Annotated in this window: 20 protein-coding genes; 14 read left to right on the forward strand and 6 right to left on the reverse strand. The window is 41.3% G+C overall.

Annotated features, from left to right (window positions below; translation table 11 throughout):
- Positions 1-8: 8 nt before the first annotated feature.
- Both K2F45_RS11590 and K2F45_RS11595 read right to left on the reverse strand, forming a co-directional pair.
- Entirely contained in the window at positions 9-206 is a 198-nt protein-coding gene (locus tag K2F45_RS11590; RefSeq protein ID WP_248933630.1) for a hypothetical protein, read from the reverse strand.
- A gap of 404 nt (positions 207-610) precedes the next feature.
- Positions 611-1090, reverse strand: coding sequence for a hypothetical protein (locus K2F45_RS11595; RefSeq protein WP_248933631.1), 480 nt, complete (start codon positions 1088-1090; stop codon positions 611-613).
- A 979-nt stretch (positions 1091-2069) separates the two neighbouring features.
- On the opposite strand from K2F45_RS11595, the gene K2F45_RS11600 reads away from it, so the two are divergent.
- The 4 genes from K2F45_RS11600 to K2F45_RS11615 are packed head-to-tail and all read left to right on the forward strand — an operon-like array spanning position 2070 to position 8716.
- Positions 2070-2444, forward strand: a complete 375-nt coding sequence (locus tag K2F45_RS11600) for a hypothetical protein (protein ID WP_248933632.1) — start codon at positions 2070-2072, stop codon at positions 2442-2444.
- A 17-nt stretch (positions 2445-2461) separates the two neighbouring features.
- Positions 2462-5851, forward strand: coding sequence for a SusC/RagA family TonB-linked outer membrane protein (locus K2F45_RS11605; RefSeq protein WP_248933633.1), 3390 nt, complete (start codon positions 2462-2464; stop codon positions 5849-5851).
- 8 nt (positions 5852-5859) lie between these two features.
- Complete coding sequence (locus K2F45_RS11610) at positions 5860-7236, forward strand: RagB/SusD family nutrient uptake outer membrane protein (protein WP_248933634.1); 1377 nt, start codon at positions 5860-5862, stop codon at positions 7234-7236.
- Position 7237: 1 nt separating this feature from the next.
- On the forward strand, positions 7238-8716 hold the full coding sequence (locus tag K2F45_RS11615) for a TlpA family protein disulfide reductase (RefSeq protein ID WP_248933635.1): 1479 nt from the start codon (positions 7238-7240) through the stop codon (positions 8714-8716).
- A gap of 51 nt (positions 8717-8767) precedes the next feature.
- Here K2F45_RS11615 and K2F45_RS11620 read toward each other — a convergent pair whose 3' ends face one another.
- The 3 genes from K2F45_RS11620 to K2F45_RS11630 all read right to left on the reverse strand — a co-directional run bounded on the left by K2F45_RS11620 (position 8768) and on the right by K2F45_RS11630 (position 10580).
- Positions 8768-9100 carry a hypothetical protein gene (locus tag K2F45_RS11620; protein WP_248933636.1) on the reverse strand — a complete coding sequence of 111 codons (333 nt, stop codon included), beginning with the start codon at positions 9098-9100 and terminating at the stop codon, positions 8768-8770.
- A gap of 4 nt (positions 9101-9104) precedes the next feature.
- Positions 9105-9620 carry a MauE/DoxX family redox-associated membrane protein gene (locus K2F45_RS11625; protein WP_248933637.1) on the reverse strand — a complete coding sequence of 172 codons (516 nt, stop codon included), beginning with the start codon at positions 9618-9620 and terminating at the stop codon, positions 9105-9107.
- A 342-nt stretch (positions 9621-9962) separates the two neighbouring features.
- The gene (locus tag K2F45_RS11630; RefSeq protein WP_248933638.1) at positions 9963-10580 is read right to left on the reverse strand and encodes a cyclic nucleotide-binding domain-containing protein; all 618 of its coding nucleotides are present in this window, start codon (positions 10578-10580) and stop codon (positions 9963-9965) included.
- Between the two features lie 466 nt (positions 10581-11046).
- Between K2F45_RS11630 and K2F45_RS11635 the strand changes: the two genes are divergently transcribed.
- From K2F45_RS11635 to K2F45_RS11650, 4 genes are read left to right on the forward strand one after another with little or no spacing between them, the layout of a single operon-like run.
- Positions 11047-11955, forward strand: coding sequence for a lysophospholipid acyltransferase family protein (locus tag K2F45_RS11635; RefSeq protein ID WP_248933639.1), 909 nt, complete (start codon positions 11047-11049; stop codon positions 11953-11955).
- A 47-nt stretch (positions 11956-12002) separates the two neighbouring features.
- Positions 12003-13013 carry a LytS family sensor histidine kinase gene (locus tag K2F45_RS11640; protein WP_248933640.1) on the forward strand — a complete coding sequence of 337 codons (1011 nt, stop codon included), beginning with the start codon at positions 12003-12005 and terminating at the stop codon, positions 13011-13013.
- A 1-nt stretch (position 13014) separates the two neighbouring features.
- Positions 13015-13728: a LytR/AlgR family response regulator transcription factor gene (locus K2F45_RS11645; protein WP_075992346.1), complete on the forward strand. Its 714-nt coding sequence runs from the start codon at positions 13015-13017 to the stop codon at positions 13726-13728.
- Between the two features lie 45 nt (positions 13729-13773).
- A complete protein-coding gene (locus K2F45_RS11650) occupies positions 13774-14088 on the forward strand; it encodes a MerR family transcriptional regulator (protein WP_075992347.1) in 315 nt (104 codons plus the stop codon).
- A 79-nt stretch (positions 14089-14167) separates the two neighbouring features.
- Here K2F45_RS11650 and K2F45_RS11655 read toward each other — a convergent pair whose 3' ends face one another.
- A complete protein-coding gene (locus K2F45_RS11655; protein WP_248933641.1) occupies positions 14168-14617 on the reverse strand; it encodes a GNAT family N-acetyltransferase in 450 nt (149 codons plus the stop codon).
- A 549-nt stretch (positions 14618-15166) separates the two neighbouring features.
- On the opposite strand from K2F45_RS11655, the gene K2F45_RS11660 reads away from it, so the two are divergent.
- The 6 genes from K2F45_RS11660 (at position 15167) to K2F45_RS11685 (ending at position 19325) form a co-directional block, all read left to right on the forward strand.
- The gene (locus tag K2F45_RS11660) at positions 15167-15811 is read left to right on the forward strand and encodes a DUF6266 family protein (protein WP_075992350.1); all 645 of its coding nucleotides are present in this window, start codon (positions 15167-15169) and stop codon (positions 15809-15811) included.
- 50 nt (positions 15812-15861) lie between these two features.
- Positions 15862-16395, forward strand: a complete 534-nt coding sequence (locus K2F45_RS11665; RefSeq protein ID WP_248933642.1) for a DUF6266 family protein — start codon at positions 15862-15864, stop codon at positions 16393-16395.
- Positions 16392-16796: a DUF5675 family protein gene (locus tag K2F45_RS11670; protein ID WP_120336133.1), complete on the forward strand. Its 405-nt coding sequence runs from the start codon at positions 16392-16394 to the stop codon at positions 16794-16796. Before K2F45_RS11665 ends, K2F45_RS11670 begins: the two co-directional genes overlap by 4 nt.
- 219 nt (positions 16797-17015) lie before the next feature.
- Positions 17016-17300, forward strand: a complete 285-nt coding sequence (locus tag K2F45_RS11675; protein WP_248933643.1) for a hypothetical protein — start codon at positions 17016-17018, stop codon at positions 17298-17300.
- Complete coding sequence (locus K2F45_RS11680; RefSeq protein WP_248933644.1) at positions 17287-17457, forward strand: hypothetical protein; 171 nt, start codon at positions 17287-17289, stop codon at positions 17455-17457. The genes K2F45_RS11675 and K2F45_RS11680 overlap by 14 nt, the downstream gene beginning before the upstream one ends.
- A 227-nt stretch (positions 17458-17684) precedes the next feature.
- Entirely contained in the window at positions 17685-19325 is a 1641-nt protein-coding gene (locus tag K2F45_RS11685) for a DUF6377 domain-containing protein (RefSeq protein WP_248933645.1), read from the forward strand.
- Positions 19326-19550 lie beyond the last annotated feature (225 nt).

Raw genomic sequence — 19550 nt, forward strand, 5'->3', positions numbered from 1 at the left:
TATTATTATCAATTTACTTTGGTAAGAAAGATCGATAAATTTCTTTTTCCTCTAATAGAAGGCTTAGGAACGTATTCAGTATAGCGTTCTTGACATGCGATTCCAAAAGGATCTTCAGCTTTTCCACAATTAAAAGCTGTTCTACCTAATCTTTCATAAATCATTGCGATATCATCTTCTGTGTAAAGTAAAAAATTTTCTGCCATTTGTATATATTCTAATTTATTGTTTGTGTTATAGTTACCTTTTAGATGGGTTTATAAAGCTTTAAAAAATGTAGGATTTTGCGATATAAGGTCTTCGTAAAAGATTTAAGTTTACGTATTAAATTATCTCCAGTGATTCACCGTTTATATCATTTGATTCTCTAATAACGGCAGCGATTTCATTGAATGCATCGCTCTGAATGAGTAGGGCGGCAGTATGTTCACGTTTGCTGCTAGACTACGATTTTGGAGGATGGTCAATACCTTGTACAATCCGTAAAATATAGCTAGCATGAAAACACCATAAATTGGAGGGACGAGAATAAGTAACTCTTCCGTGTCTACAAATAATAGGTTCATAATTTTTGGTCATTTTTATTAACTGGTTGTTCTCATATTGAATCTTATGAATCAGAGGTTAAATCTATATCGCCATAGATTTCTTTAAATGTTTTTAATACATCTAAACCTAGGCTTTCGATGAAGCATATTAGTTCCACGGCTAATAGATCTTTAGTCTTCTCATTTACTAGCTTACCTATTTTGTTTTCCGCCATACCAATCTTTTCTTCGACTTCATTTTGCTTAAGTGTATGCATTTTTAGAAATCTTATCTCATTGGGCAGATGCTGGAAATCTTCTAAAAAATTGCCTCTTGATCTATTTGGATAAATAGCTTCAATCGCATTTTTAAATTCATCATCGTCATTGCCTGATAATTTTATTGCGATGTAAATTATTTTATAAAATTCTTCTGGAGAAGATTTTGATGTGAGCTTATTGTTTAAGTCGTTCATTCTTGGCTTCAGTATGCCCGCCAATTGTCTAACTTTCTCTTTCACAACACCTAAATTCTTTAAATATTCTCCTAATAATGTTGCCATGTTATATTTTTATATATGACTTTAAGTTGTTTTTACTTTTTAAAGTCATATTATTTACTTATATTTGTTTCATAGTTATATGCGACATAGCATAAAGGAAAACCTTTATCAACGATGTCACTCGTTCGAAATCCGCCAGATTTACCCGCGAGTTGACCTTGAAGTCGCCCTATGTGCTGGATTTTTATACCTTTGTATATATCCAGTGGGCGTCTTCCTGTCAGACTTTTGTGGGTAACTCTTTGAACTTCGAGTAAGTTTAAGAGGAGGCTTCTGGCGGAGCCACGAGCAAAAGCATGGAAGACGACCTATTGGTTTTTATACCAATTTGAGTTCTTGAAGCTTTCTGAGTGTCATCGTTTCATAAACTTTTAAAATTATGATGAAACGAACTAAAACCACCAAAATGAACAACCAAGACACGATCCAGGATCGCAGTCCTCGGTTTGCAAACACTATTCCCATAAAGTACGCTATTCGCGCGCCAGTATAGTTAATTAAATCATTAAAAACCGAAACAGGAGAGAGCTGCTATCGCAGGTTTGTAACATGCCGATAGGATACAAATAAGTACTCCCTTGTTCAGGGTTTTCCGATCTGTCTGTTTTTACAACATTCCCTTTAGATCAGGTTAATAATAAATTTAAATGCTCTATTCAAGCGTCAACAACTTAAAATTAGCATTTAAAATTTATTGTTCCAAACAAATCAAAGGAATTTAAGCATAGTTTTCTATTGCTTACAGATCGGTTTTTTATCTTTCCCGACAGGAAGCGCCATAATGTCCCCCTAATCAATGCTTTGTAACCGTATCGGGGCGCTTTGCGGGATTTTGTCATTTCTTAATTTGTGAAACCTGCAAGGATCTAAAATTCCCTGCAATGACACCTCTTTAGAATGCAAATTTTTTGCAATGGAGGAAGCTACGTCCAATTAAAAAGGATAGGACATAGCTAAGTCATCTTTATGAACCTTAAAAATGAATCAAAAATATTCAAGTGTGCTAGCGCTAGAACTGGCCATATATCAAGCACATGAACCTGCTTATGATCCGATTAAAAAAATCATAGAATTTTGGAATAAGTACGACATCAATACCATTCAGAATACGATCAATATGCTATTGAAAAAATCTGCCGAGAGATCGTCTGGCGAGAATGTTCTGGAAATCTGCCACAAGCAGGTATTTGCTGTGGAGGTGATGGCGCTGCTAATTGCCTACTTCCATATACATAAAGACTTTATGGATATCAGTAAAATTGATATTTCAGACGCAGAAACAACAGGTTTTAGTTTGGATGAGCTGGAGATCACCAAGCGGATACACGAGTTTTTTGGACGTATAGCAGACTAACCTTTAACAATAAGCAGATGAAACACGGATCAAATCTGATGGTTGCCTTATTGGATAAGGTAGCATATTTGGCAGCTATAAAGGATGCCGCAAATAATAATTTAAAAAAAATGCAATACGCATGGGGTAAAACGCACCCCTTCGATTGTATTGTATATAGCTTGAGGCAGATGATGTCGGCATGTACCCCTGTGCCGATGCCAAAGAGTGTAAAGGGAATGTTTAGCATAAGGACAATTCTAATCCTGTTCCTTATGATGTTCAGTTTTCATATGTTTAGTTTATCAGCTCAGACGCCCCGCAAGGACAGCGGGGCGGAAGGGTTGTTATCTGTCAGCGGTACTGTCGTATCCTCCAGTGACGGAAAACCCATCCAAGGAGTGTCCATTCAAGTGCAAGGTGAAAAGGGTAGGGCTTCGTCAAAAAATGACGGCTCCTTTTCGTTAGCAGTCTCCAATCCCAAAGGTACAGTTTCATTCTCCCACATGGGATTCAGGCGATTAGAACTGCCTTATGTTGCTGGGGTATCATTGCAGGTGAAATTGAAACCGATAGAGAATCAATTGGACGAGGTGGAGGTGGTCTCTACAGGGTACCAAAAGATCCCCAAAGAAAGAGCGACGGGGAGTTTTGTACAGGTGGATAATTCATTGTTGAATCGCACTGTTTCTGGGAATGTATTAGATCGTATGAAGGGCGTCACTAGTGGTGTGCTGTTTGATGCGACTACCGGAACCGATAATGGTTTTAGTGTACGCGGGCGTAGTACAATTTTTGCCAATACCGACCCGCTGATCGTATTGGATAATTTTGCTTATGATGGTGATATCAGTACCATCAATCCCAATGATATTGAGCGAATTGATGTCCTTCGTGACGCCGCTGCTGCTTCGATATGGGGTGTACGTGCAGGGAATGGCGTCATTGTGATCACGACCAAATCTGGACGTTATCGCCAGCCGTTAAAAATTGCGCTGAATGCAAACCATACCATAGGAGAGAGGCCAAGGCTTTTTGATACCAAAGAGCTTGGAACGGCTGATGTAATTGATTTAGAAGTAGATCTATACAATAAAGGATTCTACGCTAATGCACTGGCATCTCCGAGTGCCTATCTGTCTCCGTTAGTTAAGTTGCTTGCTGATAGGGATGCTGGTTTTATAACTGCTGATGCAGCAGCAGAAAAGATTTCAACATTAAGAACCCAGGATATCCGCAATGATTATCTAAAGTATTACTATAGAAAAAGCCAGCTCTCCCAATATGCTGCAAGCCTGAATGGTGGTGGAGAAAATAACCGATATTTTGTTTCGGTCGGGCATGATCGCAATCAAGATATTCTTGTCTCCGATCATTCGAAACGCTGGACATTAAATACGCAGAATTCATACCGTATGCTTAACGGCCGACTGGAAGCCTCGCTAGGCCTAAACTATTCTTCGACTGAAAAGCAGACTAACAGCGGAAATATTCTTAATCCTACATATCTAAAACCCTATGTTTCCATCGCGGATAATATGGGAAGTGCTTTGCCTGCTAACACATACAAGCAAGAGTTCTTGGACACTGCAGGGCGGGGACATTTGCTCGACTGGACATGGAAACCCTTAGAAGAACTGGGGAATAAGAATAAGTACGATAAATTGGACAACTACGGGGCTAATTTAGATGTTTCCTTTAAACTCTTTGATAACTGGACAATAAGCGCCAAATATCAATATGGTAAAGGAAGCACGACGACCGAAAATTTATTGGTTGCTGATTCCTACTATACGCGAGACTTAATAAACAAATATTCAAAAGTTAACTATACGACAGGGGAAGTAATTCGGCCCATTCCATTAGGTGATATCCTTGAGAAGGATCTGCTCCAGTATACTTCTAAAAATTTTCGTCTGCAAAGCAATTTTGCAAAGTCCTGGAAGGAGCATGATTTCTCGGCTATCGCAGGTTTAGAAACAAAGGATTATCAGATGGAAACAAACTCAGGTACGCTATACGGTTATGATCGCGATTTAGCTTACATTGCACCGATTGACTATCAGGCCTATTACGTCAACAACATTACAAGATCTAGCGTTCAGATTCCCGGAAGCCCTACACAATATCGTAGCACGGATCGTTATTTTTCCGTTTTTGCAAATGCTATTTATAGTTTTCGCAAGCTTTATAGTCTATCGGGCAGTCTGCGTCGTGATGAGTCGAATCTGTTTGGCGTGAAAGCTAATCAAAAAGGGGTTCCGCTATGGTCTTTAGGAGCTAGCTGGAATATAAAAGGGGAAACATTCTTCCATGTTCCGTGGGTGGATATGCTCAAACTCCGCTTGACCAATGGCTATAATGGAAACGTAAATAAGGAAGTTTCAGCCTTTGTAACTGCTCAAGTTGGGGCTAGCAACCGTTTTGGTGCACCAACAGCGACGATAGTCAATCCACCCAATCCCTCTTTGCGATGGGAAAAGATCAATATGACGAATCTAGGGCTCGACTTTGCTCTTTTCAATAAACGTATTTCAGGCAATGTGGAGTATTATTTCAAAAAAGGTAAAGATATAATCGGTTATAGTCCATTAGCACCATCCGCTGGTACAACCTCGTTTTTAGGTAATTCGGCTGATATTTCAGGTAGGGGATTTGATCTAAATATTCATGCTATGCTGTTGCATACAAGAGATTTTAACTGGAGCCTGGACTTTCTTTGGAGTCGTACCTTGGACCGCATTGAATCTTATAAAGTGAACAGCACACCATTAGGTTTCCATGTAGGATATCCTTTTAATGGTTTATTCAGCTATCGGTGGGCAGGATTGGATCCCGAAAACGGTGATCCTAGAGGATATTGGAATGGAAATGCAAGCATAGACTGGGGGAAGATTAACTCGGCGGATAGCATTGGCAGAACGACGATTTACAATGGTTCAGCTACACCGGTACACTTTGGTAGCGTACGGCCGACAGTTAGCTATAAGAAGCTCCGACTTTCAATGAATTTTATTTACAAAATGGGTTACTATTTTAGATCACCATCCGTCAACTATCAATCTCTGTATGCATTAAGCGCCAGTAACGCTACCCATACGGATTATTTGCTCCGTTGGCAGAAGCCGGGAGATGAGCTGAAGGCAAATGTGCCCTCTGCCCTCTATCCGGCTAATTATGCAAGGGATAATTTTTATCTAAACTCCGAAGTGCTGGTTGAACCAGGAGATCATATCCGTTTACAGGACATACGTTTAGATTATAGTTTCAATTTGTTGAGGGGAAAGAAAGGATTGCCCGTAGACCTCTATCTCTATGCAAACAACATTGGTATTATTTGGCGTAAGAATAAGAAAAACCTCGATCCCGAAAGTTTATTGTTGCCTATAAGGAGAACGCTATCCCTAGGTTTTAAAACTAATTTTTAATGTTTGTTATGAAAAGATATTTAACCTTATTGATTGTGCTGTTTCATGTAGCATGCAATAAAACAGACTTTTTAGATGATAAACCCCGCTCATCACTTATAGTACCCAAAACGTTGGATGACTTTACTAAGTTATTAGATAACTTCAACATCATCAATCTTTCTGGAAATACCTTGGCGGAAGTCTCTTCCGATGATTATTATTTGCCGGATTTGAAGACATGGGAAGGTATTTATGTGGCTGAAGAAAGAAATGCATATGTATGGAAAGCAGATCTTTATGAAGGGGTAGAGCAGATAAGGGACTGGGAAGATCCCTATAAGCAGATTTTATATGCCAATATTATATTGGAAGGATTGGAAAAAAATACGGAGAAAGACCAAAGAAGAGCTGCATGGCTTAAAGGATGGGCTTTATTTGTTCGCGGTTTCGCACTTTTTAACCTGACACAGCAATTTGCTATGCCTTATGATCAATCTCGCTCAGATCAGATCTTGGGAGTGCCGATGCGTTTGGAATCTGATGTAACTATCAAAGCAGTTAGGGCAAGCCTAAAAGAAAATATGGATCAAGTGCTGTCGGATCTCAAACAAGCGGAATCCTTGCTGCCGGACAAAAGTCCAGGCTTGGATAGAAACCGACCGTATAAATCTGCAGCGAATGCGCTTCTGGCACGGGTCTACTTAGCTATTGGCTCTTATCAGGAAGCACTGAATTATTCCACTAAATCATTGGGTTTGTATGATAAACTAATGGACTTTAGTTTGTTAAGTTCAACTGCCACGACTCCAATTGTACAGTACAATGATGAGGTTATCTATTCCTGCTATCCGTCCGCTGTCAGTTCACCTATTTTCGGAACATACCGAAGTGCAACGACGACATTGATCGACAGTGGCTTGTATTCTACTTACCACGATGACGACTTCCGTAAGTCAGTATTTTTTACAATTTCTACGATTTACAAAAAGCCGATGTACAAAGGAACGTATACGGGCACTACTCGACCTTTTACTGGCCTAGCTACCGATGAACAATATCTCATCAAAGCAGAGTGCCAAATACGGACTGGTGACTTTGAGGCCGGAATAGCCACTTTAAATAAATTACTGCTAAAAAGATATAAAACCGGATATAAACCTGTGGCTGCTGAGAGTAGGGATATAGCTTTGGTGATACTTAAGGCTGAGCGAAGGAAAGAGTTAGTATTTAGGGGATTGAGATGGCAGGATATACGTAGGTATAACAGGGAAGGTGACAAGATTACCCTGACAAGGAAAATTGGTGATAGGGAATATAGGCTCGAGCCAGGCAGTCCTTTATACGCACTGCCAATACCCGATAATGAAATTAGGATAAATGGTATGCAACAAAATATAAGATAATATGAAAAACGTCAATATAATAGTTTTAATCCTACTACTGTTTTGTGTGATAAAAAGCAACCGTGTGTTTGGAGATACTGAACGTAAAAATACAAGGATTACGGTTGAACTTGCCGATGGGCAGGAAATAGAAGAACTGCAACTGATCTTATTCAAAGAAGAATATATCGGTCCAGTCTCTTTTTCTAGTGAAGCTTTCGATCGCCATGTAGAAAGATCAAAAGGTAATCAATTTGTATTTCATTTAGATTTAAAAGGCTGTCAGTATTTTCAATTGAATTTAAATCAGGAAGACATTAGTGATGGACTTATTTTAGCAAAAAATATCGTAGAGCGTGGAGACGATGTTCATATAAAGATTGGTAAGAATAACCTTTCCTTTAAAGGAAAGGGGCATCAAAAAATGGAATTTTTAGCTGGTTCAGAAAAGGAATTTTCAGAGCTTAAAGACTCAGTAATGAAGTCTGTACCCTCGCCAGACGTTTATAATAAACAGATTGGATACCTATTGGTAAATTTTAAAAATTGGGCTGTCGTAAAACAAATAATGGTTGATAAAATAGAGGATAGAGATCTTAAATTCTCGGCAAATGCGCAACGTTATTTAAAAGCAGAGATATTAGGAAAAATAGATTACAACCTATACAATGGAGCTAACGCTACGCTGGCTCACAATAGGTTCTCTGCTTTAGAAATCGATACAATACAACAATTTTTAAAAGACAGCGATTTATATTATGGAAATTACGTCAATAAAGATGAATATTTAATCAGTACAAGTAGGATAGAAGCTGATGTTCAATATTATCGGTTTAGCTATCGACTAGAGAAACTTCATTTGAGGAATAATTCATTGACCTTGAGTGACTATTTAGAGAATATATCGACAAAGGGGGCAAGTTGGGAAAAAATGATGTGTTATTATACGTTACATACTTATGATCAAATGCTTGATCCTCAACGGCAGATTAGTGCAATATTGGCTTATATGAAAGATCCTAAGTATATTACTCGATTGCAAGGCTTGATTGATAATCAATACAAACAAAAAGATTTTGAGTTGTTTGATAAACAAGGGAATATAGTTAAGCTTTCTTCGCTTAGCGGCAAGCCGGTTTTTCTTGACTTTTGGTTTATAGGCTGTTCGGCTTGTGCTGATTATTTTTCAAGAAGTGTAGCAAAAGCAGAAACGGAGTTTGGAAAAGATGTTATGTTTATTTCTATCTGTGTTGAGAAAGATAAAAACAGATGGATGAAAGCTATAAAGAGTAATCAATATACATCAAGTAAGGTCTTGAACTTATATACCGGCGTGCGTGCCTGGAAACATCCTGTTATATCCGAGTTTGCGGTACTTAGTGCTCCGCGTCCGTTTTTGTTGGACAGCAACGCAAAAATTATTACTGTGAATCCTATTGATTTGGGAAGATCGAATTACGAAAAGTTGCGAGAGACGTTAAAAAAAGCATTGGGTAAATAGAAAAGTTGGAGGTCTCCTAATTGAATGGAGACCTCCATATGTTGGCCTAGTCTACGGTGTAGATAAGTCAACAAGGTGTTGATTTTGTGATTCAGAAGGTATATTTACCTGCGAATCATTGTATGATCCGTCGGGATTTGGTGTTGCTCCAGGTTTTAGATTGCTTGTACAAAAATCACCTGAAGGACGACACTCCCAAGTTGTACCTTCATCGGCTGGATTTACAATGCGCCAGTCGTTGGTACCATATTTTCCAACCATTGTAGTTTGTTTGGTTGCTAGTTTTGACGCTTTTTGCGCTTGAGCATATTGAGCCATCCCAGCTCCAGCTGCTATAGTTGCTACACCCAGTAGCAATTTCCCATATTTTTTAATTCTTACCATGGGTTTAAATTTTAGAATGTTTAACTTTTGTTCTTACCAGAGCAAAGATTCCCGCAATCAGCCAAATACTGTTAAAGACGATATGCGCTTCCCAGCCCATGGATTCGATCACACCCCCACAATCACAAAGCTTGTTCTCTGCAAACTTGACCATCAAACTGAGATAGATGATAAAAACAGCCATCAAAAGGGTCGATGTCCACAGTGCAAAGCGCTTGATCCGATATACAGGGATAACGAGCAGGATAGCCAGCACAATCTCTAGCGAGGGAATGCCATAGCCGATCAATTTCGCATACTGACCCAGATGGGGGATCTTACTATTTCCTCTGATAAAGGTAGATAGGTTCATAAACTTGGCCCATCCCGTGTACATGTATAGAAAGGCATAGCTATAAATGATCACATCATGTAAGCGACGGTAGATCCAGCGTGCACCCGAGCGGATTGAACTACCGCGTTTTGGGGAGCTTGCCGGCTGATCCTGTGGATACACTGTGTTATTGAAGCGCTTTTCCATAAGCTTGTTTATGTGGGTGTTGAATCTGTTTTGTTTTCTGCGGAGCCAACAGCATATCACTGCCGGATTTCCTGCTTGGATTTACATTCACCGACATCGCGGGAATAGGGCAAATTTTCTTTTGTGCTGTTTCATAACTTTGTTTTTTATTGGGCTTTTCGGATCAAGCTTCACCTGTACATATTACTTTCTTCGATTAAGCTGAATGGCATTGATTTGCTTTCTCCGAGCTGCTATTACAAAGTTCAAGCACAATCTATTGTCCATGTTGGGATTTTGAAGACTAAGTTTTTTGTTTACAACGACAATAGTTTTTGACGGGATGCCCAAAAAATTGGGCTATTAGCAATCATGATCCCGCAAAAGGCGGCGGAGCAGCTCGCTGCTGATTCCCATAAAACGGGCGAGTTCATGATGCTTCACATAACTTCTAAGATCGGGGTATTTGTCAAAGACAAAGTCGTATTTATCCTGATTGTTCAACGACAACAGCTTATGCCGATAGTCCAGATAGGTCTGCTGCTTGTCCCTGAGATTGGCATACAGGTGAAAGACTTTTGAGTTGCGCGCATTAATTTCTTCCAGTTGCCGGAGCGAGGTCCGGTAGGTGTGGCAATCACTCAGCGCGATAAACTGATAGCGGTGTTTATGATTGGGGATCATCAATGATTCGCCAGAAATGGCGTAGCGTACCGGACAGGTCTTCTCATATTTCCCAAAGATGCCATCAACGATCAAGTAGAGCTCGCCCCAGTCGTTGATGAGTCGTTCTCCTGGGCTAAAACGCTCTTCTTCAAATACAGCAGATAATTCAGGGATTTCAGCCTGCCATTGGGGATCAATGTCCCTAAAAAAGGGATCGAGCAGGTATTCTTTACTTTTCTTCATAATTAAGTATTTGGCAGTAATTGTTCGTTTAAAATAGGCCGACAATTTATTAAACTCAGCTGGCGATGTCAATTTTTGGGAAATAAAGGGTTTAATTAGGGATGAACGCTGCTATTGCAGGGACAAATTTAGCTTTTACCGTTTAATTGCTGCGCAAAATCCCTTTTATCCCAGAGAAAGACTTTATTTCCCATTTATTTTTTGTTTAAAAGGCAATTTTCATCTTTGTCACGCTGGCCGGCAAATGGAATAAGAAATGCTCTTAAAGGGGCAACGGGAATGACCTGACCCGGATGGTTACAGGTCGACAACAAAGGATAAAAATGGAAATAGAAACCGAAGTTGCGGAACCCATCGTCTTTGTCGGAAGCTCCATTATGGAATTCTTCTCCGAAGACCCGCCACTGATTGATCTGGGCGATGACAAATGTTGGCCCGAATCATTTTAAGCAGGTGGATATGCTAATCCTGCAGCAGGAAGGCCTACAGGCCTTCCTGATCTTAAAGTCTTCTATTTTAACTCCTTTAGATCAATCTTATGAATACCCAACAGACCAAAAACCTACACCGTCTCCTATGGCTGGCCAATGTACAGCAGTTTTTCCCGGATAAAGCACCTGAACAGTTATGGAAAAATTATACGAGCTGGCTTAAAAACAGAGATCAGTTTCAACGTCTATATAAACGCTATCCTCTTCATCAATTGCCTGATTTCGGTCCTTTGCCAATGGACATAAAACCTGAAGGGGGTATACTCATTTCCTTTCATTATGGCCCTTACAGATTATTACCTAAGTTTCTGGTCAAGTGCGGTTATCAGATTACGCTGCTTGCCGCGGCAGCTATTCTGGAGCGCGAAGCTGAATACTATGATGCCGAGCTCCGTAATGCGGGGCTGTCTAGCGAAATGCTGCAATGTATTGATGCCAATAACTCCTATTCGCTCAGAAAGATTTTGTCGGCAGTAAAGGAAAAACGGCTTGTACTTGTTTTTATGGATGCCAATGAAGGGCAGCGTATCGCTCACAGCGATAGCAATAAATTGCCCGTCCCTTTTGCTGCGCACTATTTCTGCTGGCGGACCAATATTTTAAAGCTCGCGACAAGATTCCGTATCCCGGTATACTGTACCTATATGGAACGCTGCAAAGAGGAGATACCCTGGGCTTTCCATCCATTTGTGCCTATTTTGACCGATACGAAACAACCTACTGCAGCGGAACTGATGTATGCTTTTTCAAGGCTTCAGCTCAGCTTTCAGCAGATGATGAACCAAGGGTGGATATATTGGGAGAATTGGGCTTTTATCCATCAGTACAATGGCGATAAAGCGAATACTAGCCGCGGGATAGCAGCGTCGGGAAGCTGGGTCTTACCCCTGGAATATCAACAGCAAAAATATCTGTTCGACACTCGGAATAGACAGTTTTTTCAGATTAAAGCTTGATTTCTTTAAAGTTAATTGTTAATTTAGAGGGAATAAAATGTTAATATATGAAACCTAACCCTACTTTAAATGCGATTCATAATAGTTTATGGATGCGATCGGCTATGGCCGCAGGGCTGATGATAATCGGTCTAACACTGATTAATGCCACAAAAATTCATCGTTTTACACCATTAAGCTACAGTGTGTTCTTATTTCCTTATTTGATTTATTTTTTACTGCTCTATTTAGGATATCGGACTGCCCTAGGAAAGCAGCGCCATCGCTGGCTCGGCTATGGGCTAATAATTCTTGCTGTTCTAACAGTCTATACCGTCGTTAAATTTTACTTTTATGGTCTGGTACCACAATTTATGGATGGTTTTTCGGCGCCATGGTTGCCCGCGCATAAACCGGTGCTGATCAGTAAGATCATTGGTGGACTGTTGTTTTTTGTCGCAATATACCTGACCGACTACCTCACTTGGGAAAGGTACTACACCGGCCTTAAATTTCGGCAGGCAGAAATGCAGATTAAAAATATATCGAATGTGCAATTGCTGTCGGGCCATTTTCTGGGCAACGTCTATGATCTGTTGCAGCCCAGGAGCAAGCGCATACGCAGCAGGAGCCTGGTGTTCTTCCAGTACGTTGGTAATAAAATCGCAAACCCAACGGTATTGGTACCTCTTGCGGAGGAATGGGCATACACGAAAATATTGATCTCTTATTCCAGCAACAGAAATTTTAAGATCGAAGGGGAGGAGCTTATGGATAAAAAGCTCTTGAACAGATCTGTCCCCACGCTCACCATCATGACCTGGATAGAGAATGCGGTGAAGTATAGCGCCGATGATCCACATGAATGGATCGAAGTAAAATGGATTAAGGTATCGGAAGGTATACAGCTGCAGATCCATAACCGTGTTGCGGCAGCTGATGTGAAAAAAGGAACGGGCAAGGGGCTGGAACTGGTCAACAGATTATTTGAATCGATGGAAAATCAGCTCATTGAGCTCGAGTATACGGTGGTATATCAGGAATATTTTATAGTGAAACTGACTTTCAAAAACCAATAATATGGCAAAATACGATGTGGTCATTATTGACGACAATGCATACGATATCCGTATGGCGGAAAGTGCATTTAGGGAAATCAGCCAGGTGGGAGATATCAGGAGTTTTACCAAGGCGATAGACGGCTTTAATAGTATTATTGATAATACGCCAGATGTGCTGCTATTGGATGTGGAGATGCCGCAGATGTCAGGACTGGATTTGTACCAGACGCTGCCCGGGGAGAAGCGCCCGCCCGTCATTTTGTATACCAAGTCTGCTCAATATGCGTACGAAGGGATTAAGATTGCCGTGGCCGACTACCTGATAAAACCGGTAAGCTTCTCGGATCTTTACCTGGCATTCAAGCGCGCCTTGGACCAGAAAAGTATCCACATTAAGATGGATTTCAATATTGAGCCCAGCGGAAAATGGTTTAGTTTCAAAAATATGGACAGGCTGGTCAAATTTCGCGATATTGTGGCGGTATCTTCCTGTAAAAACTATGCGGTATTTCATTTGCGGCAGTCAGCAGAAGATTTCAATTACCGACTGACGATGGATGAGGCGGAGGCCATGCTTCCTCAAAGTACTTTTGTGCGGGTACACCGCGGTTTTATTGTCAATGTCAATTTCGCTACTACCGTTGTCGATCGTAAGATTTCTCTCCCAGACCGTACCGATCTGGAGATCAGTGTAAGTGATATGGGGCTGATACGCTTACGTCAATATTGTTGATTGACCTATTTTTATGAACTTTTTATAAACCCTAAATAAATATGTATGCGTAAAAATCAGTACCTCAGGGGCTTTTCCATAAGTCCTGGGCATTCCTTTGCCCAAAAATTGATCTTGCTGGAACTATTGGTAGTCAAGCGTCAGCTTGCCAATTATCTCGACCTGCGGGAGCAGCTGGAAGCGGAAAATGTACTATTGCGTGATGCCGAATATGTCAAATCGCATGTCGGCATCTCTACCGAGACGCTCTATCGGCTGCAGCGGGACGGTTATATCTGCATCGCGAAGCGCGAGCGTAACAAACGCTTTTACCGTGATGTGGATGTAGAACGCCTGCGCAAGAGCTACCGCGGCCTTTAAACAGCTCGGTCAATCGATTTTTACCTGAATACGCATTACTTTCTTCGGGCGTCTCTCTAAATGGAGAGGCGTTTTTTTATCAATTTTTTTGCATCACGTAGTTTGTGAGCTCCACACCGTTTCGGCTGACCTGCTGCTCTTGGATGACCCGATATCCACGGCGCTCAAAAAAGGGCTTTGCCGTAATCGAAGCATGGGTTGTAAATAGATCGCTTGCGGCAGCATTTTCCAGTTTATTGCACAGTGCAGTGGCGATACCCTGTCCCTGATAGTCTTTGTGCACGTAAAGGCGGTCGAGGTAGCCTGCTGTAGTGATATCGCCAAATCCTACAAGCTGATTATTCACCACTGCAACGAAGGTATGGTGTGCCAAAAAGGATTCGTTCCAGGCCTGCAGGTCAAGCTGACCCGTTGCCCACACATCCAATTGCTCCTGGCTGTAATCTGCGGCATTGACCGTATGCACCGTATCGTAGAATAACTGACTGATCTGTGCCAGATCGGAGGGCTGATAGTGTCGTATTTCCATTGTTCTTTTTTAAGGGTTTCAAATTTAAGATTATTTGAACGATTGCCCAATTTTCTTCTCCCGTGCTCCCAACCAGCTCCTGCCTTTACAGCAATTTTCATCGAATTGGCATCGGGATTTCATCGGGATAATCCGATCAGCACCCGATGAAATCTCGATGAAAATACGATCAAAGGAGGTAGTTAATAAAGCATTAACTACCTGCAAATCCAAATAATACCATTATCCTAAGATGGCGAAGTCGTAGATAAATCCCTTGATTTTTTTAAACAGTCTGTATAATTTCTGCTAAACTCCTACGGCTTTTGGGGCGAAAGGCCAATTGATTGGCATTATCATCTGCCTTTTTACTTTTGATTTTCTTTGTCCTTTTAATCTTTATATCGATACTAAAACGTATGAGGACAGGTCTATGATCGGTCAGTTTTCCGATGCCTGTCGGTCAACGGTCGGTGTAACTTTGTGTGTCTATTTGCCATTGATTTAAAGTGTTTTATGTTTGTTATGTCAATCAAGTGTACCGGTACGAAACAGGATTGATTTTAACAAATGGGAACTATTGTAAACGGAGCAAATGGAGGCTTTAAGGGTAAAGCCGGCTCAGTAATCGGAAGTAGTTGGAAGAGCATCAACTACATCAAAGGGCTTTATAAAAAGAGATCGAAGCCCGCCTCAGAGGCACAGCTCATCCAGCAGGAAAAGTTCAGGACGCTGATGCGTTTTCTGCTACCGATCAATGTCTTTCTGAAAATCGGATTTGGCGGTAAAAACACCGAGAAAGTGACCCCGATGAATGCCGCATTTCAATTCAACCTCAAAAGAGCGATCACAGGGGCCTATCCCGATTTTTCGCTGGATTATTCCAACATCAGTATTTCGGATGGTGGCTTATATGGCGGTGGTACCGTCTCAGCCTCCTTTGACTCGGGTGAACTTATCTTTACCTGGTCGACAGGTGCCAGCGAAACGTTCGAAACCTTTGCGGATGACTTGGTCTACGTGCTGGCTTATCATCCCGAAAAAGATGAGTTTATTTCAACGCCGGCACCGAGCACGCGATCGTTGGGTGTGGTAACCTTTTTGGTGCCCGACCATCTGGCGAGCGGTTCAGTGCATACCTGGCTATTTTTATCCAATCGGTCCAAGACCCGGGTATCTAAAAGTGTGTATCTAGGCGAGATACAACTTATCTAATCAATTGTGGGCTGGGCCGATCGGGCTCAGCTCCTTTTTAACATTTTATTATGGCAAAAAAGACAATCAGCCCCGGGCAGCAGCGGGTGCGTGCGGCCTTTAAAGTGGGGGTGGCTTTTTTGAGGCCCTTAAATGGATTGGTCAAAAAGGGATTTTCCGAGACGGCCAAACGGAAAAATAGCCTAGCAGGGGGATTGGCCCTCGGCTATTTGCTAAAGATAGCCATCAGGTATGAAAATGGTGAACCCGTAGTAGATCCTGCTTTGGTACGCCTCAGTGAAGGGTCTCTGCCCGGTCTATATGGCATTAGCATAAATCATTATGCCGATTCTATTGAACTGACGCATGAGGTACGGTATTCGAGATTTCTTGAATCGGATGACCGGCTTATACTCTGTGCCTATCAGGTGGAGAAAGGCTATGCGTACGTCAATGAGCAAACTTGGCAACGCCGGGAAGGGCGCGTAATTGTGCCGATTCCGGAAGGATTCCGAGAGGATGGATTCCATCTTTATCTCTTGCTGTCAGACAGGAAGGGCGCAAAGTATTCGAGGTCAAAGTATCTAGGTTATTCAACGTTATGAAAACAAAACATATCCTGCTGCTCCAACGCAAATATGGAGTACAGGGAACTAATGGAACAATCACCTATCAGGGTGAAGAAATCTGCCATACAATCGAGCTGCCCGATCGAAATAATATTCCACGGATAAGCTGTATCCCTATTGGGCAGTATAAACTGGAAAAGAGGCGTTACCCCAAGCATGGCGAGCAGATTGGCATCCCGATGGTGCTTGGTCGGGAAGCAATTCTGATCCATGCGGCCAACAATGCTTTAAAAGAGCTGCAGGGCTGCATTGCCCCGGTAACGGTACTAACGGGGGAAGGGAGAGGAGATTACAGCGGCAAGGCCTTGGCAAAACTTAAGGCACTGGTGTACAGTCTTTGGGATATGGGGGATGAAGTGTATTTGAATATTCGATAGCAATTCTTTGTCCTCCTATATTGCTCGAATAAAGAAGAGGGAAGGATTGGATGAGGGTCTACCGCTCTATTCCTTGGTGCAATTGCTTTTGTCCAATGGCTATATGAATTCAAACTCACTTCGTTCAGACAAGAATTCATTTTTAACGCCTTTGGACTTCATCAATTTGCAGTCGGAATATTAGGCTTTGACCGTTCATCCAATCTATTATAGATAATTATGAAAAAGATATTAAACAAAATAGGAAAGGTGCTGCAGGTGGTTCTTGCGGCTCCCGTAAAATGGCCCGGAAAGGCGGGGAACATCTTGAAATATATCGCTGTGGGTCTGGGGATATTGGAAACAGTTATGGAAGAGGAGAAGCCGCCGCCTGAAAGTTCTACCGATGATGCCATTGGGCAAAAATCAAGCGACGAATCTTCCGCATTTTCGGATTCTCCGATCGAAAATTCCAAGGTGCAAAAGTTGCCCAAAGAAAGGAGTGCGCCTCATGAAAATCAATGATATCCGCATCTCGGCCCTGGGTGGCACGATATGCTCCATCTGGGCAAGTATCTCGCTGGGTGATGTGCTGCAAACGGCATTGACAGCCGCTTTAGGCACCTTGATCAGTTTTGCTACAAGTAGATTATTGGCGAAGTTAGGCAAACGAAAGCGGTGAACGAATGTAAATTAGGCGTATCTAGGGGTGCGCCTAACTTTTGTAAGGCTTCGACATATTGTACTGCTATCAATTTTGGTATTCGTTCGTGATCAGATGGAAACGAATTTTTGCATTATTACTGGCAGGTAGGCGGCAAAATTCAGCAGTTTATGAGGAAAAGAAATAAAGTTAACGATATAAGCTTGGGTTTTTACCAATAAATTTTTGTCTATATTTGAGTGACGGTGATCAATTATAATAACCAAGTGAAAGCGAAACAACTTATTCTTCTATGCATTTTTGCGATAGCTTACTGTACACCATTACAGGCAAGCAAAATAGATTCCTTACTGCAAGTCTTGGATAAAGCTATAAATAATCGGACAGTTTATTTAGATACCAAGATTCGTCAGATTGATTCAATCAAAGATCGGTTGAGAAATCACTCAGCAGCCAAAGATCGCTATGAGATCCAAAATCAGCTAATTTTTGAATATCAAACCTTAAACTGTGATTCTTCGCTCGCCTATATCGGTCGCAATATCGCAATAGCCAAACAATTGAACGATCAGAAGCTCATGACCGAAAGCCAAGTCAAATTGGCTTTTGTTCTTTCCATCTCTGGATTGTTTACCCAGGCATGGGAGGTACTAAAGCAAATCGATTATGATGGGCTGCCTCAGCACCTCAAGGTCATCTACCACTGGAGCTATATCCGTTATTATGAAAACTTGATCAAATATACTGACCACGATAATTACAATAGGCAGTACGAAAGCGAAATCGCCAAATCTCGGAATAGCCTCATGGGACTGCTTGACCCAAAATCGGATATGTACCTCAAGGAGAAAGCATTTAAACTCAAAGCAGCCGGTATGTTTAAAGAGTCTAGGGATATTCAGTTGCATTTATTTAAAAAGGAAAAGAGTGATACACACGGTTATGGAATGGCTGCCATGGGTCTTGCTATGATTGCTAGAGAACTCGGCGAAAGGCAGCTGGTAGAAGAATACCTGATCATGGCTGCAATAACAGATGTACGCCTGGCGATTAAGGAAAACGAGTCGTTATTGACTTTGGCGATTTACTTGAACAAAAAAGGTGATGTAAACAGAGCTTTTACCTATATTCAGGCTGCCCTGGACGATGCCAATTACTACAATTCGCGCTTCCGCAATACCGTGATTGCACGTACGCAGCCTATTATCGAAGCAACCTATCTGGCCAAAATCGATCAACAACGGAAAAACCTACGTCTGTATGCGATCGTAATCAGCATATTTGCGATTATTTTGATCCTCACACTCTATTTCTTATTTAAACAGATGAGGATCGTATCCCGTGCTCGAAAGAAACTCAATATGACCAATGAGCAACTGACGCTCGTCAACCATAAACTGGACGAGGCCAACCTCGTGCGTGAACGTTATATCGGCTATTACCTCAATCAGTGTGCGGTGTACCTAGACAAATTAGATGATTTCAGGAAAAATGTGTACCGTAAAGTCAAAAGCCGTCAGCTCGAGGACCTGCAGCAACTTACCTCCTCCAATGCATCACTTGAAAAATATGCGCAAGATCTTTATACTGATTTTGACCGTACGTTTCTAGAGGTATATCCCAATTTTGTCGATGAATTTAATAGCCTGCTCCGGCCAGATGAACAGTACCAGCTGAAAAAGGATAAACTCAATACCGAGCTCCGCATTTTTGCGCTGATTCGATTGGGAATATCTGATGTGAACCAGATCGCTATATTTCTACGTTATTCGATGCAAACCATCTATAACTATAAAAGCAAAGTAAAGAGTAAGGCGATCAATGATGCTGAACATTTCGAAGAAAAAGTACGAAAACTGGGTGCAGTATCCCCAAATCAATTCTAAATCATTTACCAAAATACTTTACTTGCTTATTTGTAAATTTTTGTTTTTCAGTGTTTTAGTTTGATTTCTATGTTTTAATCGTTTACTAAGAGCCCTACTTGCAGCTGCAAGTAGGGCTCTTGCGTTATACATTTGTTTCCAAGGGAATGCCGATAGAACCAATACCAATTTGATAAATCTATATTTACGTTTTACCTATCGTCAACCTGATACAATTTTAATCTT

It is taken from the genome of Sphingobacterium siyangense (assembly GCF_023277505.1).
Taxonomy (GTDB): Bacteria; Bacteroidota; Bacteroidia; order Sphingobacteriales; family Sphingobacteriaceae; genus Sphingobacterium; species Sphingobacterium siyangense.